Source organism: Brevibacterium sp. UCMA 11754 (genome assembly GCF_021532275.1).
In the GTDB taxonomy this organism is placed as follows: domain Bacteria; phylum Actinomycetota; class Actinomycetes; order Actinomycetales; family Brevibacteriaceae; genus Brevibacterium.
The window spans coordinates 89,877-104,926 of the sequence record NZ_JACBOT010000001.1 but is presented as its reverse complement, the minus strand read 5'-3'; the positions used below and the strand labels follow the sequence as shown (position 1 = coordinate 104,926).

Sequence of the window (15,050 nt, the reverse complement as noted above, 5' to 3'; positions counted from 1 at the left end):
TTGCTGGTGCTGCACGCTCTCACGTGGTCTGTCCACGTTAGCTCTCGTTCAGGGAACTCACAAGGGCGGTATGTCCGGGAGCAGTGCGGGCTCGCGCGCGAAGGCGCATACTGGTCTCATGCCGGAACTGCCCGAGGTCGACGCACTCGTCCACTTTTTGGGCTCGCGGATCGTCGGGGACTTCATCACCCGAACCGATATCGGTGAGCTGAGCATCCTCAAGACGGCCGATCCGCCCTTGGAAGCGATCAGCGGGCTTGAGATCAGTGGGGTCTCCCGGGTGGGCAAGGCCCTCATCATCGAGTTCGACGGACTCGACCTGGTCTGCCGTTTCGCCCGCGCAGGCTGGTTGATCTGGCATGAACAGGTGCCCACCGGGCCGGTGAGGATGGGCAAGGGGCCGCTGGGCCTGCGCATCCACTTGGCTTCCGGTGCCGGTTTCGACATCAGCGAGGCGGGAACGAAGAAGAACGCCTCGGTGGCTCTCGTCCATGACCGCGCCGAGGTGGCTGCTGTGGCTGGCGCCGGTCCCGATGCCCTGAGCATCGAGGACGACCAGTTCGCCGCGGTGCTGAAGGGGTCGACGGCACGGATCAAGACCGTGCTCGAGGATCAGTCGCTCATCTCCGGCATCGGCAACGCCTACTCCGACGAGATCCTCCATACTGCGAAGCTCTCTCCCTTCGCCCCGGCCAACGGTGTCGATGCGGAGGCGCTGCTCGAGGTGATCCGTGGGGTGCTCGGTGCTGCCTGCGAGGCGCTGAACGACCTGCCGCCGGCGAAGGTCAAGACAGCGAAGAAGCGCGGACTTCGGGTCCACGGTCGCACCGGTCAGACCTGTCCGGTGTGCGGTTCGACCATCGCCGAGGTCTCCTATGCCGACAAGTCACTGCAGTACTGTCCCGGTTGTCAGACCGGCGGGAAGAAACTCAGCGATCGCCGTATGGACCGTTTGCTCAAATAGCGGCGGACTCTTGGAACGTCGGCTCAGCCGTTCTCGATCGTCCTCTGCAGCAGGGGAGTGACGCGGTATTGCACCATCTGCTTCATCGACACGAGGGTGCGTGTGCGTTTGACGCCGGGAGTTCCGAGGATCTGCCCGGCGACGCGATAGAGGTCATCGGTATCTCGGGCGACGATCTGGATGAGGGTATCGGCTGTTCCGCTGACACCGATGACCTCGAGAACTTCGGGGATCCGACTCAGCGCCTCACCGACCTCGTCGAGTCGTGACTGTTTGAGGTTGGCCAACACGTGTGCGCGGATCGGATAGCCGAGGCCAGTCGTGTCGACACGATGTCCGAACGGGTGCAGCCCCTCGGACTCGAGCCTGCCCAACCGTGCCTGAGCGGTGTTCCTGGCCACCTGCAGGCGATGGGCCAGTCCCGCGATAGTCGCTCGCGGCTCGCGGATGAGTTCGAGAAGGATCCTCGCATCCAGCACATCAGCGATTCGTCGCTGCTGTCCCTTGGCCATGACACCACCATCTTTCCTCAGCGAAATGCTCACCAGCTGCTCAATCGCATCTTTCCCGACTGAGCATAGTGCTCAATGTCAAATAGACATATTGAGCACTCCGATCAGACCTGTTTGGATCGTTGTGAGACGGTCCGGATCTGGACCGACCTGCGGTTCAAGGAGGAATACGTGTCCGACCACTCTGCTCTCGACGCCCTCGACGAGATCCATGACCGCATCCTGTGGCTTTCGACCTCGATCATCCACCACGCCAACCGAGTCCGGCCCAACCGGAGCGGCCTCAAAGTGGGCGGCCATCAGGCCTCATGTGCATCGATCGCCTCGATCATGACCGCGCTGTGGTTCCACGAACTTCGGGCCGAGGACCGCGTGAGCATCAAACCGCATGCCGGTCCCGTGTGGCATGCCATCAACTATCTCTTCGGCGAACTCGATGATGAGCAGATGACGACGCTGCGGGAGTTCGGCGGCCTCCAGAGTTACCCGAGTCGCACCAAGGACCCGGTCCCGGCCGACTATTCGACGGGATCAGTGGGTATCGGTGCCACTGCCCCGATCTGGGGAGCCGTTGCCCGCCGCTACGTCGACTCCAGCCTGCGCGACATCGGCACCGGACGCCAGTACTCACTCGTCGGCGATGCCGAACTCGACGAAGGAGCCGTCTGGGAAGCCGTCAACGATCCCGGAGTCAAGCATCTCGGCGAGATCGTGTGGATCATCGACCTCAACCGGCAGTCACTTGACCGCGTCGTCCCCGACATCGCGGCCGGACGGATCGAGGCGACCTTCGAGGCCGCCGGGTGGCAGGTCATCACAGTGAAGTTCGGGCGTCTGCTCGAAGACCTCTTCGCCCGTGAGGGCGGGGACGCGCTGCGCCGGCGCATCCTCACGATGTCCAACCCCGAGTATCAGCGGATCCTGCGCTGCAGCGCCGATGAACTGCGCACTCGTCTGCCCGGAGAAGCAGGAAGTGAGGGCGACGGTGACAGCGAGAGCGGTCAAGCACTGAGGGCCCTCATCTCCGACCTCGACGATGCCACGCTCCTGGCTGCGATCAGGAACCTCGGCGGTCATGACATTCCGACCCTGCTCGAGGCCTTCGCGCAAATCGACGACTCCTGTCCCACCGCTGTCATCGCCTACACGATCAAGGGATTCGGGCTGCCGAGCTCCGGCCATCCGCAGAACCACTCGGCCCTCATCGACGCGGACGAGTACTCGGCACTGGCCGAACTCAGCGGCCAGGATCCGCAGGCGCCGTGGTCGCGCTTCGATCCCGACACCCCCGCCGGTCGAATCTTGGCCGAGACCGCACAGCGACTGGCCCGGCCCGAATTCGCGCCGGCCGCACCGGTCGAGCTGCCCCGTGATCTGGAACGGACGCACAAAGGGACCTCGTCCTCGCAGGCGGCGCTCGGCCGGGTCCTCATGGACCTCAGTCGGCAATCGCCGGAGACAGCCCGCCGAGTCGTGACCGTCAGTCCCGATGTGTCATCGACGACCAACCTCGGCGGGTGGGTCAACAAGGTCGGTGTGTGGAGCGCGGATGCGGCGCAGAACTGGTTCGCCGACGATGCGGAGACGATCCTGCAGTGGAACGAATCGGCACAGGGCCAGCACATGGAGCTCGGCATCGCCGAGACCAACCTCGTCGGACTCCTCGGCGAATTGGGTGCGACGTGGAGCCGCTGTTCTCCATCGGGGTGATGTATGACCCGTTCGTCAATCGTGCGCTCGAACCGTGGACATTCGGCATCTATGCCGGTGGCCAGTCGATCCTCGTCGGGACTCCATCCGGAGTGACTCTGGCTCCGGAAGGCGGGGCGCACCAGTCGATCACCACCCCGTCGACGGGCATCGAAGTGCCAGGATTGGTCACGTATGAACCGGCCTTCGCACAGGACGTCGAGTGGTCGCTTCTGCATGCGATGTCGCTCATGGGCAGGCCCGGCGGTGAGTCTGCCTACCTTCGCCTGTCCACCCGCGGCGTCGACCAGAGTATGGCCCGCGTTCCCGCGGACCCTGCTGCCAGAGAGCGTCGTCGGCAGCAGGTCGTCGCCGGGGCCTATCGGCTCAGAACTTCGACCCGACCGGTCGTGCAGCTCGTCGGAATGGGCGCGCTCATGACCGAGGTGCTCGCGGCCGCCGATCGACTCGCGGAGATGGGGATCGAGGCCGAGGTCGTGTGCGTGACGAGTCCCGGTCTGCTCTACCGTGCGCTCCGATCTGGGCAGCTACGTTCGCCGGCGATGGAGTCAGTCGGTTCAGTCGGTTCTGCCGCTGGTGGGAGTGGATGGATCCTCGATCAGGTGTTCCCTGCCTCGAGCGCGGTGCCCATGGTCACGGTCCTCGACGGCCACCCGCACACGCTGTCATTCCTCGCGACGATCAATCAGGTCGAACATGTGGCGCTGGGCGTGAGCACCTTCGGGCAATCGGGCGACATAGACGACGTCTACCGCTATCACGGCATCGACACCGAATCGATCGTATTCGCGGCGCTCGACGCAGTCCGCAGCTGAGCAGGGGAAATAATCCTCCCGCGATCATCGTTGCACCGAGCAGACAACCCGACCCCGAGCCGATACAGGAGCATGATGACGCAGCAGCTGCAGATCCCCGGTACAGACCTTTCGATCTTCCCCATCAACCTGGGCACGAACACCTTCGGTTGGACCGCCGACGAAGCCGGATCACACGCCGTGCTCGACGCGTTCCTCGCCGCTGGCGGCAACTTCCTCGACACCGCAGAGTCCTACCCGGCGTGGGTTCCCGGCAACACCGGTCACGAATCCGAGACCATCATCGGCACCTGGCTCGCCGCCCGCGGCAACCGCGACAAGGTCGTCATCGCCACGAAGGTCGGTGACCACCCGGACCACAAGACGCAGGACCCCGAGTACATCCGCACCGCCATCGACGCCTCCCTCGAACGACTGCAGACAGACTACGTCGACCTCTACTACGCCCACCGCGATGACGAGGTCACCCCCATCGCCGAGGTGGCCCGGGTCTTCGATGAGATCGTGCGTGCCGGTAAGGTCAAGCATGTCGCGGTATCCAACTATTCGAAGGACCGTCTGGCCGAGTGGCTGGCCGTGGCCGAGCAGGAGAACCTGGCCAAACCCGTGGCGATCCAGCCTCAGTACAGCCTGGTCTTCCGCCGCGACTACGAGACTGAGCTGAAGCCGCTGGCACAGGAGCACAACCTCGGCGTCTTCACCTACTTCAGTCTTGCCGCAGGATTCCTGACAGGAAAATACCGCACCGAGGAAGACCTCGAAGGCGCAAGCCGCGGCGGTATGGTGCAGGGCTACTTCAACGCCGATGGCCTCAAGGCTGTCGCCGAGCTGGTTGCTGTGGCCGAAGCCCATGACGTGGCACCGGCAACCATTGCGCTCGCCTGGCTGCTGGCCAAGGGGGCCACCGCACCCATCGTCTCGGCTCGCACGCCCGAACAGTTAGACGCACTGATGGCGGCCCCGGCCCTCGAACTCAGTTACGAAGAGCTCGCCCGTCTGGATCAGGCCTCGGCTCCCTTCGCCTGAGTGTGACACCATCCGCCGGGGCGGCCCGCCCGTGTACCTCCGCGGAAACGTCTATGCTGACCCGGCGGCCAGATCCGGTCCCGCACCATAGGCGCGCAGGGCGACCTCGGAGATGTGCAGGAGGAAGTCAGACGTGGGCATACGCTCCGGCACGGGTGTGTGCACACGCTGAACCAGGGCTTCGGTGATTCCGCCGACGATGATGAGGCTGGTGAGGCCGCCGTCGTTGAAGTGCGGTGACGATCCAGGCAGCGGCAGATCGAACGTCGAGCGCACGCGTGTGAACGCGGCATCGACCGCGGCCGCAAGCATGCGCATCGTTTCCCGCCGTCTGGCCTCGAGTGACTCGTTGACACCGACGGCCTCAACTTCGAGGACGCGAGCCTTGCGTTCATCGGCGAGCATCGGCATGAGCGCGGCGGAGACGATGCGGACGGTCGTGTCGAGGAGGTCTGACTCGGCCGGGATCGTCAGCGCCGCCATCGCCTCGCCGATCTCCTCGTTGAGGACGATGTAGAGCTGTTCGAGCAGCGACTCCTGAGCGGTGATCGACTCCCGTGCAGAACCCGATCTGCGGGCGGGGAAGAGTTCGTAGAAGGACCGGCTCGAGACCCCGGACTCGTGACACAGCGCCTGGATCGACGTTCCGCGAAAGCCCAGCGTTCCGTACAGTTCGAGAGCGGCCTCGAGAAGCCTTTCCCGGCGGGCCCCATCACGGTCGGTTCGTGAAGTCCCACGCCACAGTCCCGGCGCGGTCGTGCCGGAGACTTCGGCGGGCCGAGCAGAATCTCGAAGGTTCATTACTCCAGTGTAGTGAAAATTTTGATTTTCAATGGCAGTATTGTGACATGCCTTACAGCGTCAGACAGAAACATCGAGCCCCAGCGATCACCGAGGAGATCCGACCAGACCCCGCACTGCCGCGGGTCTGCGTCATCGGCGCCGGAGCCTCGGGCCTCGCCGCCGCCAAAGCCCTCTACACCGCGGGCGTCCCCTTCGACTGCTTCGAGAAGGGCACCGAATTCGGCGGCAACTGGCTCTTCGACAACCCCAACGGTGTCAGCGCCTGCTACGAGACCCTGCAGATCAACACCTCGTGTCCGCGCATGGCCTTCTCCGATTTCCCGATGCCGGCCGACTATCCCGATTACGCCAGCCACGATCAGGTCTACGCCTACTTCCGCGACTATGTCGCCCACTTCGGATTCGGCCACACCATCACATTCAACACCGAGGTGACCCATGTTCGCCGAGGTGAGCGCGGCGGTTGGGATGTCGACATCCGTTCCACCGACGCCGGTTCCACTGATGCCGGGGCGATCGAGACAGCAGCCACCGAGACCCGCCATTACGACGCCGTGATGGTCGCCAACGGCCATCACTGGGATGCGCGCTGGCCCGAGCCCGGGTATCCGGGTCACTTCGACGGCGAGCAGATCCACGCCCATGACTACCGCAGCGGGGATCAGCTCGAAGGCCGCGACATTGTCGTCGTCGGCGCCGGCAACTCCGCGATGGACATCGCAGTCGAGGGCTCCCACCGGGCGCGGCGCGTCAATCTCTCGATCCGCCGGGGCCAATGGGTGCTGAAGAAGACCCTCTTCGGTCAGGCCGCCGATCAGATCGCCCTGCCCAGCTGGGCGCCCTGGTGGGCCACGAGCGCTCGCCTGCGCTTGGCCGCTCTGCTGTCCGGGGGACTGCGCAGATACGGTCTGCCCACCCCGGGCCACGCACCCGGCCAATCGCATCCGGTGCAGTCGGACGCAATCAGGGACCGCCTCGGCGCCGGTGCGATCACGGTGAAACCTGGCATCGAACGACTCGCGGGAGACCGGGTGGTGTTCACCGATGGAAGTGAAGCTCCGGCCGATCTCATCGTGTGGGCGACGGGCTATCGGGTGAAGTTTCCGTTCTTCGACGCGGACCTGATCTCTGCCGAGGGCAACGATCTGCCGCTATTCAAGCGGATGGCCCACCCCGATCGCCCCGGCCTGTTCTTCATCGGCCTCCTCCAGCCAGTCGGTGCCGTCATGCCGCTGGCCGAGGCTCAGAGCGGGCTGGTCGTCAAGGCGCTCACCGGCAACTACGAGCTGCCGAATCGGCAGGAGATGACCAGACGCATGCGCGAGGACGATCGACGAAACAAACGGCAGTTCTACGATTCTCCCAGGCACACGATGCAGGTCGATTTCGACCATTATCTGTTGGAACTGAAGCGTGAGATGCGCAGAGGAAGGGTGGCGGCATGAGTGACAAGCGCACACTGAGCGGCCAGGTCGTGGCGATCACCGGCGGGGCCCGAGGCATCGGGCGGGAGATCGCCGCCGGCTTCACAGCCGCCGGGTCGAACGTGGCCATCGGCGACATCGACCTCGATGCTGCGCGGGCAACCGCTGCAGAGCTGGGGGTCCACGCCAGCAGACTCGACGTCACTGATCCCGCCTGCCAGAGTGCTTTCCTGGAAGAGGTGACGCAGGAGCTGGGCCCCATCGACATCTTCGTCTCCAATGCGGGTCTGATGTGGGTCGGTTCCTTCACGGACGAATCCCAGTCAGCCGCGCGGGCTCAGATCGAGGTCAACCTGCTCGGCGTCATCAACGGAATCAAGGCCGCGGCACCGGCCATGCTGGCCAGGGGGCGCGGCCACCTCATCACCGTGGCCTCGGCGGGATCGATCCTGCCCATCCCGGGAGAGGCGACCTATGGTGCCACGAAGCACGGAGTGCTCGGCTACCTCAAGGCCATCCGCGCGGAGATGCGCGGCACCGGTGTTCAGGTCACGGCGATCATGCCCGGAGTCGTCGACACCGCGCTGGCGGCAGGAACCTCCAGCGGTGCGGCCAAGCTGCTCACCCCCACCGAGGCGGCGCGTGCCGTTGTCAATGCCGCTGCCAGACCGCGATTCGAGGTCACCGTTCCCGGGTTCATCGGCCCGGCCGTCAAGGTGGTCAATCTGCTGCCGACTGCGATCCGCGATCGGCTGTTCAAGGCGATGGTGCCCAACCAGCTGCAGGCGCGCAAGAACCAGAGGCAGAGCTACGAGGCCGCGTTCGCTGACCCGAAGCACTGATGGGCCTCAGGCGACGATCTCGTCCTTGGGTTCGACGGCGTGAGCGATGGCCGCGCCGATGACCGTGCCGATGGCGATCGAGAAGAATGTTGCCCCGGCCGCCAGCAGGCCGCCCTCAACACTGCTGCCATCGCCGAACTCGAGCTGCGAGGCGTTGAGCAGGCCGAACGAGCCGGGTGCGACGATGAGGAATGCGGGAACGTAGCTGATTCGCCAGATCGGCCCGCGGGGCAGGCGGGAGAGGATGACGGCGACCAATGAGGCGGTCAGTGCTCCGGCAAGACCGCCCACGGCGGCACCGAGCTCGGCCCCGATGCCCAGCTGTGCCAGCGCGGCGACCGCGATCGTGAGAACGATCGGCAGCGTGTGCTCGAGCGGGGTATACAGGTAGATCATCAGCCCGATGGTGGCGGAGAGGACACCGAGAGCGGAGAGCTGCCAGGCCGAATCGGTGAGCTGAGTGTTCCGCAGTGCTTCGGCCCCGGTTCCGGTGATCGCGGCGGCGCCGGCGACCCCGGCGATGAACATCGCCAGCTGCACCGTGGCCGAGACGAGCCGTGAACTGCCGGCAGAGAGTGCTCCGGCCGAGATTTCGGTCAGCCCGGTGACCACGGCGCTGCCAGGAAGCAGCAGCGCGAGGGTCGCGACGATCGTGCGCAGGGGACTCTCAAGCCAGTCGAGTCTGTAGCCGATGAGCACGATGACGGAGACGATGAACGCCGAGCTCACCGGCAGCAGCGGGCTGAGGTTGGGCCAGCGACCGTTGACTGCCAGGATGCCTGCGACGATGAGCGAGCCGAAGGCCGCGAACGCCAGATTGATCAGACCGGGCTCGAGCAGCAGACACAGTCCGACTCCGATGGGGACGGCGCCGAGGCGGGAGAGCCAAACGGGCCACCGCGGCGGCCTCGCGTGGACCTCGATTTCGATCATCCGTCCCGCGGCCTCGACCGAGAGTCGCCGTGCACGAAGTGCGTCGACGATGTCGAGGAGCTTTGCCGTCTGATCGAAGCGCAGGTCGGGACCGATGCGTTCGAACTTCGTCGAATCCCCGGAAGCGGATGTGAGGAACAGTCCACGGGGGAGGGCCGCGATGCGAAACTTGCTGATGCCCAGCGTGCGGGCAAGGCCGGTCAAAGCATCCTCGACGTCGACCGAGGAGATTCCGCCCGCGAGCAGCCCCGCCCCGATGGTGACCAGCAGCTCCTGGGAGTCCTGCGTCGAATCGCTCGCCTCGGACACGCGTGCCCCTCTCGATCGCAGTTCAGCCGACGGAATCGAAGACTACCAGCCCCCAACTGCTACCTGACGGCGGCCCAGCAACTTAGCGCGAGGTTGCTGGGCCGCCGTCAGGTAGCAGTTGGGTGGGTCAGGGGGCGGTGATCCCCTCGACGGAGGAGCCGACGAGGACGGCCGCCGCGCGTTCGGCGATCATGATCGTCGGGGCGTTGGTGTTGCCGGTGGGCACCTGCGGCATGATCGAGGCATCGGCGATGCGCAGTCCCTCGAGTCCGTGGACCTTGAACGACTGCGGGTCGACGACGGACGTCTCATCTTGTCCCATCCGGCAGGTGCCGACCTGGTGGTGGTAGGTCACGACAGATCCGCGAACGTAGTCCTCGAGATCCTCATCGGTCACCTCGGGGCCGGGGAAGATCTCGGTGGGCTGCCAATGTGCCAGGGCCTCGGCGCGTCCTATCTCCCGGCACTGCTTCACCGAGGCCACGAGGGCGTCGACATCGGCCTGTTCGGACAGCACATTCGGGTTGACCAGCGCCGGGTCCTGCGGGTTCGGCCCACTGAGCGTGACCTCACCATGGCTCTTCGGCCGGACGAGCCCGCCCTGCATGGTGAAGCCGTTGTCCGGTCCCGTCTGCACGTTCGGCGCGGAGTCCTGGGCGTACATCGGCACGGAGAAGAACAGCGGTTGGGTGTCGGGCACCGGAAGGTCCGGGTCGGACTTCCAGAACAGATGCACCTCTGCGGGGGCGACCTCACCCATCGGCACGGGCTCGGAGCCGGTGGTGAAAATGACCGGGGAGAGCCAGTGATCCTGGAGGTTCTTACCCACACCCGGCAGGTCGTGGATCGGCTCGACCCCGACCTCGCGCAGCTCATCGGCGGGACCGATTCCCGAGCGCATGAGCAGTTCCGGTGAGGCCAGCGCCCCCGAAGTGAGGATGACTTCGTCTGCGTTCAGCGTCCCCACCCGTCCGCGGAAGTCGACCTCGACGCCGGTGATCTGCGTGTCCTCGGTGAGGAGACGACGAGCATGTGTCGACGTGAGTATCGTGAGATTCCCATCGCCGAGGCGGGGCTTGAGGTAGGCCCGCCACGTATTCAATCGCTTTCCGTCGCGGACGTTGAGTTGGATCCGGGAGATGCCTTCGACGCTGCCTGAGTTGTAGTCCGGGTTGTAGTCGAGGCCAGTCTGCTCACCCGATGCGACCATGTCCTCCTGGATCGGGTTGCGTTCGTAGTCGATGCGCACATCCATCGGGCCATCGGTGCCGCGTGTCTCTGTGATCTCACCGTCGTAGGTCTCGATGGCTTTGAACACCGGCAGGACCTCGTCCCAGGACCAGCCGGGGCAGCCCGATTCGACCCACTGCTCGTAGTCCCAGGCATCGCCGCGGACCCAGATCACGGCGTTGAGGGCGTTGGAACCGCCGAGGACCTTGCCGCGCGGCAGGTGGATCTTGCGATTCATCGCGCCCGGCTGCGGGGTCGTGTAGTAGTCCCAATCCTGAGCCGAATGCCAGAGCAGGCCTAGGGTGTTGAGGTGGTCGATGTTCGGGTTAGTCTCGTCCCCTCCGGCCTCGATGAGGCAGACCTTCTTACCGGCGTCGATGAGCCTGCGGGCGATGACGCACCCGGAGGATCCGGCACCGACGACCACATAGTCGAAGTGCTCGGTGGGCAGTTCGGTCGGGAAGGTCTCACTGTGCGCGGTGATCGAACCTGTTGGGCTGACTGCGCTGTCCGCGGTGGTGGCATTCATGCCGCCAGACTAGTGATCTGGTTCACTGCGGTACAGGGGGCGGTCGCCGACTCTGCACGCACGGGCAAGCTGTGCCGCTACCTGTGCGCGGAGGGTCAATTCGAGCTGCCACGTCCAGCCAGAGGAGCGTCCCGCTGAAATTCGGCCCGATCGGAGAAAGGGCCTAAGGTGACAGTTCGAAGGCTCTTTCAAGAAACACAGGAAGCACGAATGCTGTTCGTTGCACGCATGGACGTCGTATTTCCCGAATCGATGACCGATGAGACCACGGACGACTTCTTCCGCCAGCTCTGAAGCTCAGGCAGACCTGAGTTCATTTCGCCCACCTCGGTGAGGCACCCGATCAACGTGCCGCTGAGCGCCGTGTTCGCGCACCGAGAATGATGAGCACCAGCGACACCAGGCACAGACCGGCTATCACGGCAGAGGCGACGCTGATCGCTGCCCCCAGAGTGCCGGCGGTGGCAAGAGCGCCCATGCCGATGGCCGTGGCAGCCTGGAGAACATAGGCGATGAGATAGAGCAGGGATAGGGTCGTGCCTCGGTGATGGACAGTGGTCGCCTGGTTGATCACGCCCAGCCCGCCGGTGAACGCGAACGAGTAGGCGACCCCGCCGACGAGGCACCAGGCCAGGAACAGTCCGATCGTCCCGAAAGTCGCCGCTGCGGCCATGAGCGCAAGGCTGACGAGGGTCAGCAGCGTCCCCACCAGTACCGAGACGAGTGGGCGGATACGTGCGAGCAGCAGGCCGGTGGCACCGATCGCCGCCGAGGAGCATCCCAACAGCACACCCACCGTTGCCGCGTTGGTCGTGTGGGTGAACTGGCCGATCATGTGTGCTCCGAGCGAGAGGAAGATCGCACCCACACAGTAGGCCAGCGAAACCGACAAGGTCGCGATCGAGAAGCTCAGACGCAGTCCCGGAGCGAGGCGCAGAGGTTGGGGCCGCCAGCGGCGTGTTTGTGAGGGGTGATCGTGCGGGGTCAGAGCAAGCGCGATCCCGGCAGTGATGGTCAGTCCCAGGAGGAGGATGTAACTCCAGAACAGGGGCATGGGGATGAAACGGGCGAACACTCCGCTGAACACAAGCGCCAGGGTGAGCCCGGCTGCCGTCGACACGGTCGCCAGAGAACTGGCGAATCGGGCATTGCCCGTCGTATTGTTCTCGACCAGGGACGCCGTCGCGGCACCCATCGCCAGCCCGGAACCGGCTCCCTGGAGCACACGTCCGACGAAGAGGAACGTGACGTTCGGGGCGATGGCGAAAGTGATTGCCGAGGCTGCGATCAGGGCCACGCCCCAGATCATCACCAGGCGACGCCCGAACTGATCCGAGAGATTGCCGAAGAGTGGGAGGACAACGATCAGCGCAAGCTGATAGGCGGCGAACACCAATGTGATGACGGCCGGACTCAGATCCCACTTCTGGGCGTAGATCGGATAGAGCACGCTCGGCGCCCCGCTCGACCACAGCACTAGCGCAAGCACCGATGCCGAGGCCCAGAAGGCGCCCGTCCTGCCCAGCCTGCGCAGCGCGGGCATCAGTCGTCGGCGCCGAGGTGGGAGCGGACCGCGGCGGTGAACTCGTCTCCGTGTTGGAACACTCCGCCGTGCCCGGAGTCGGGGTAGATGATGAGCGCACTGCCGGGGATGCGCGCATGCATATCGCGCGATAGAGCGGTGGGCACCATCCGGTCGTGGTCGCCATTGGCGATGAGTGTTGGGGCACTGATGCGGGACAGATCCTGGGGAGCTGCCCGTCCCCAGGCTCCGATGACCGAGATCTGACGGTGAAAGGACGAGAGCGAGATGGGCTCATCTCGGTCCATGACCCGCTCACGCAGACGAGCAAGATAGGCCCGCGCCGCCGCTTTTCCTGCGCGAGTGCGAGGGAAGAAGAGAAACTCCTTCGCATCGGTGCGGGCCAGTGAGGCCCGAACCATGTCCCAGTAGATATAGGTGCCGCCGGTCGGATGGTCGATTCCGGCCCCGCCGGCAGGGCCGGTGCCGGCAAGCACCAGCCGTCGCACGAGCCCCGGGGCCTCCAGCGCCACCTGCTGTGCGATGAATCCACCAAGTGAGAAACCGAGCAGGTCGAACTGGGTCAGTCCGAGGGTGGTCACGAATCCTTCGACGGAATCCGCCATCTCTGCGACGGTGCCCGGGACCTGGCCTGTAGAACCGCCCACACCGGGCAAGTCGACGGCGATGACTCGCCGGTCGGTGGCCATTGCATCGACGAACCTCGGATCCCACTCATCGAGTGTGGCGCCGAGGTGAGTGAGGAGGACCAGCGGGACGCCCCGATCCGGGCCCAGATCACGATAGACGAACATATGCTGACCGGCGACGATGCGGCGATTGGGCGTCGAGGCCCAGGTGGTCGGGCGCTGCAGAGCGAACTTCTCATCCACGAGCGGTCACCGATTTCGGATCGGTGGTGACCACGATCTTGCCGCGTGTGCCACCGGCGAGCACATCGTCCAGCGCCTCGTGGGTCTCGTCGAAAGCCCGTGCACGATCGATGATCGGGCGAAGGATCCGATCGTCGACGAGTTCCGCCACTTTCTGCATGGCGGCGCCGTCGGGAGCGATCAACAGGAATCGGTAGGTGACGCCGAGGGCGCGCGCCCTGCGGCGCACACGTGCACTCATGGCTCGAATGGCCAGCCGGACCACCGGATTGACTCCGATGCGGCGGGCGAACATCGGTTCTGGCGGTCCCGTGACTCCGATGACTGTGCCGCCGGAGCGCAGCACCTCAAGCGAAGTCAGAAGTGTGGTCCCGCCCTGAGTGTCGAGGACGAGGTCGACCGGAGTGCTGTCGAGGCGTTGCACAAGGTCGTCGCGTGTGTAGTCGATGACGATGTCTGCGCCGAGTTCTCGAGCGGCATCGATGTTCTTCGTCGAGACAGTGGTGGCGACGGTAGCCCCCAGATGCTTGGCGAGCTGGATCGCAACAGAGCCGACACCTCCGGTGCCGCCGTGCACGAGAACCGTATGGCCCTCTGCCGTGTGCCCCATGTCCACCAGGGCCTGCCATGCAGTGAGTGCTGCGACGGGAAGGCCCGCGACCTCAACCAGGCTCAGCGATTCCGGCGCACGTGCTACGGCCCGAGCATCGACGGGGACGAACTCCGAAAGGGTCCCGGCGGCCGACAAGCCCACATATCCGTACACGGTCTCGCCTATGGTGAAATCGGTGACTGCGGCACCGACCTTGACGACGACTCCAGCGAATTCGCCGCCCATGACCTTGGGAAAGCTGACAGGGAAGAGGGCTTTAAACTCGCCGACCCTGAGCCGCTCATCGGCATGGTTGATGCCGGACGCAACCATGCGCACAAGCACCTCATGGGGTGCGGGGCTCGGAACGGGCATCTCGGTCTGCCGCAGTGGGGATCCGTACTTCTCGAGGACGAACGCCTTCATTGTGAGCTCCTGGCAAGCATAGGTAGTTACATTCTGTTACCAGTAGTACCCTAGAGCTATCCAGTAACACTTTGCAATCACTTCGGAGCTCGCATGATCACCACCCCACGGTCGAAATGCCCGATCAACCGTGCGCTGGAGATGCTCGGCGACCAATGGAGCCTGCTGATTCTGCGCGATATCGCGATGCGCGATCGACGTTCGTTTCGTGAACTGCTCGCCCGAAGCGATGAGGGTATCAGCGCGCCTGTCCTGTCTCGCAGGCTGGCCGACCTGACTGCGGCCGGATTCCTCCGCAAATCGGAGGTCGGCCGCGGCAAGCAGGGTCGGTACTCGCTGACCGAGCGCGGACTCGAAGTCATTCCAGTCCTCGTCGAGCTCGGCCGACTCGGCGCGACGATCGACCCGAGCACCGCCGGGAATGCTCCCGCATTCGCTGCCGAGGGCCCCGACGGTCTTGAGGACCGACTGCGCTCTCTGCGGGAAGCGCACCTCTGAAGCCGGAGTCCTGAGTAAGAG

The 15,050-nt window shown here is 64.9% G+C and carries 14 protein-coding genes; 7 read left to right on the top strand and 7 right to left on the bottom strand.

Annotated elements, in window-relative coordinates; all coding sequences use genetic code 11:
- The first annotated feature begins 118 nt into the window (after nt 1-118).
- The gene (locus HX613_RS00490; protein ID WP_235343521.1) at nt 119-964 is read left to right on the top strand and encodes a DNA-formamidopyrimidine glycosylase family protein; all 846 of its coding nucleotides are present in this window, start codon (nt 119-121) and stop codon (nt 962-964) included.
- A 23-nt stretch (nt 965-987) separates the two neighbouring features.
- On the opposite strand, the gene HX613_RS00485 is transcribed toward HX613_RS00490, so the two are convergent.
- Entirely contained in the window at nt 988-1,509 is a 522-nt protein-coding gene (locus HX613_RS00485) for an Lrp/AsnC family transcriptional regulator (RefSeq protein WP_235343520.1), read from the bottom strand.
- Between the two features lie 138 nt (nt 1,510-1,647).
- Here HX613_RS00485 and HX613_RS22430 point away from each other — a divergent pair, with 138 nt between their 5' ends.
- The 3 genes from HX613_RS22430 to HX613_RS00475 all read left to right on the top strand — a co-directional run bounded on the left by HX613_RS22430 (nt 1,648) and on the right by HX613_RS00475 (nt 5,027).
- Nucleotides 1,648-3,186: a hypothetical protein gene (locus tag HX613_RS22430; RefSeq protein WP_328284876.1), complete on the top strand. Its 1,539-nt coding sequence runs from the start codon at nt 1,648-1,650 to the stop codon at nt 3,184-3,186.
- A complete protein-coding gene (locus HX613_RS22425) occupies nt 3,159-4,001 on the top strand; it encodes a transketolase-like TK C-terminal-containing protein (RefSeq protein ID WP_328284875.1) in 843 nt (280 codons plus the stop codon). Before HX613_RS22430 ends, HX613_RS22425 begins: the two co-directional genes overlap by 28 nt.
- Nucleotides 4,002-4,073: 72 nt before the next feature.
- On the top strand, nt 4,074-5,027 hold the full coding sequence (locus tag HX613_RS00475) for an aldo/keto reductase (RefSeq protein WP_328284874.1): 954 nt from the start codon (nt 4,074-4,076) through the stop codon (nt 5,025-5,027).
- A gap of 51 nt (nt 5,028-5,078) precedes the next feature.
- Here HX613_RS00475 and HX613_RS00470 read toward each other — a convergent pair whose 3' ends face one another.
- Nucleotides 5,079-5,828 (bottom strand): TetR/AcrR family transcriptional regulator, encoded by a 750-nt coding sequence (locus tag HX613_RS00470; protein WP_235343519.1) that lies wholly within the window; start codon nt 5,826-5,828, stop codon nt 5,079-5,081.
- A gap of 47 nt (nt 5,829-5,875) precedes the next feature.
- Between HX613_RS00470 and HX613_RS00465 the strand changes: the two genes are divergently transcribed.
- Nucleotides 5,876-7,276: a flavin-containing monooxygenase gene (locus HX613_RS00465; RefSeq protein WP_235343518.1), complete on the top strand. Its 1,401-nt coding sequence runs from the start codon at nt 5,876-5,878 to the stop codon at nt 7,274-7,276.
- A complete protein-coding gene (locus tag HX613_RS00460; RefSeq protein WP_235343517.1) occupies nt 7,273-8,097 on the top strand; it encodes an SDR family oxidoreductase in 825 nt (274 codons plus the stop codon). Before HX613_RS00465 ends, HX613_RS00460 begins: the two co-directional genes overlap by 4 nt.
- Before the next feature lie 6 nt (nt 8,098-8,103).
- Here the strand turns inward: HX613_RS00460 and HX613_RS00455 are convergent, their stop codons facing one another.
- The 5 genes from HX613_RS00455 to HX613_RS00435 form a co-directional block, all read right to left on the bottom strand.
- Complete coding sequence (locus HX613_RS00455; RefSeq protein WP_235343516.1) at nt 8,104-9,339, bottom strand: threonine/serine ThrE exporter family protein; 1,236 nt, start codon at nt 9,337-9,339, stop codon at nt 8,104-8,106.
- A gap of 127 nt (nt 9,340-9,466) precedes the next feature.
- Entirely contained in the window at nt 9,467-11,098 is a 1,632-nt protein-coding gene (locus HX613_RS00450; RefSeq protein WP_235343515.1) for a GMC family oxidoreductase, read from the bottom strand.
- 343 nt (nt 11,099-11,441) lie between these two features.
- Entirely contained in the window at nt 11,442-12,641 is a 1,200-nt protein-coding gene (locus tag HX613_RS00445) for an MFS transporter (RefSeq protein ID WP_235343514.1), read from the bottom strand.
- On the bottom strand, nt 12,641-13,513 hold the full coding sequence (locus HX613_RS00440) for an alpha/beta fold hydrolase (protein WP_235343513.1): 873 nt from the start codon (nt 13,511-13,513) through the stop codon (nt 12,641-12,643). The genes HX613_RS00445 and HX613_RS00440 overlap by 1 nt, the downstream gene beginning before the upstream one ends.
- The gene (locus tag HX613_RS00435; protein WP_235343512.1) at nt 13,506-14,531 is read right to left on the bottom strand and encodes an NADP-dependent oxidoreductase; all 1,026 of its coding nucleotides are present in this window, start codon (nt 14,529-14,531) and stop codon (nt 13,506-13,508) included. Before HX613_RS00435 ends, HX613_RS00440 begins: the two co-directional genes overlap by 8 nt.
- A 93-nt stretch (nt 14,532-14,624) precedes the next feature.
- Here HX613_RS00435 and HX613_RS00430 point away from each other — a divergent pair, with 93 nt between their 5' ends.
- Nucleotides 14,625-15,029: a winged helix-turn-helix transcriptional regulator gene (locus tag HX613_RS00430; RefSeq protein WP_235343511.1), complete on the top strand. Its 405-nt coding sequence runs from the start codon at nt 14,625-14,627 to the stop codon at nt 15,027-15,029.
- Nucleotides 15,030-15,050 lie beyond the last annotated feature (21 nt).

Coding starts and splice junctions, on each gene's coding strand:
- HX613_RS00490 (WP_235343521.1), top strand. CDS start 119: ATGCCGGAACTGCCCGAGGTCGACGCACTCGTCCACTTTTTGGGCTCG.
- HX613_RS00475 (WP_328284874.1), top strand. CDS start 4,074: ATGATGACGCAGCAGCTGCAGATCCCCGGTACAGACCTTTCGATCTTC.
- HX613_RS00470 (WP_235343519.1), bottom strand. CDS start 5,828: ATGAACCTTCGAGATTCTGCTCGGCCCGCCGAAGTCTCCGGCACGACC.
- HX613_RS00465 (WP_235343518.1), top strand. CDS start 5,876: ATGCCTTACAGCGTCAGACAGAAACATCGAGCCCCAGCGATCACCGAG.
- HX613_RS00460 (WP_235343517.1), top strand. CDS start 7,273: ATGAGTGACAAGCGCACACTGAGCGGCCAGGTCGTGGCGATCACCGGC.
- HX613_RS00450 (WP_235343515.1), bottom strand. CDS start 11,098: ATGAATGCCACCACCGCGGACAGCGCAGTCAGCCCAACAGGTTCGATC.
- HX613_RS00445 (WP_235343514.1), bottom strand. CDS start 12,641: ATGCCCGCGCTGCGCAGGCTGGGCAGGACGGGCGCCTTCTGGGCCTCG.
- HX613_RS00435 (WP_235343512.1), bottom strand. CDS start 14,531: ATGAAGGCGTTCGTCCTCGAGAAGTACGGATCCCCACTGCGGCAGACC.
- HX613_RS00430 (WP_235343511.1), top strand. CDS start 14,625: ATGATCACCACCCCACGGTCGAAATGCCCGATCAACCGTGCGCTGGAG.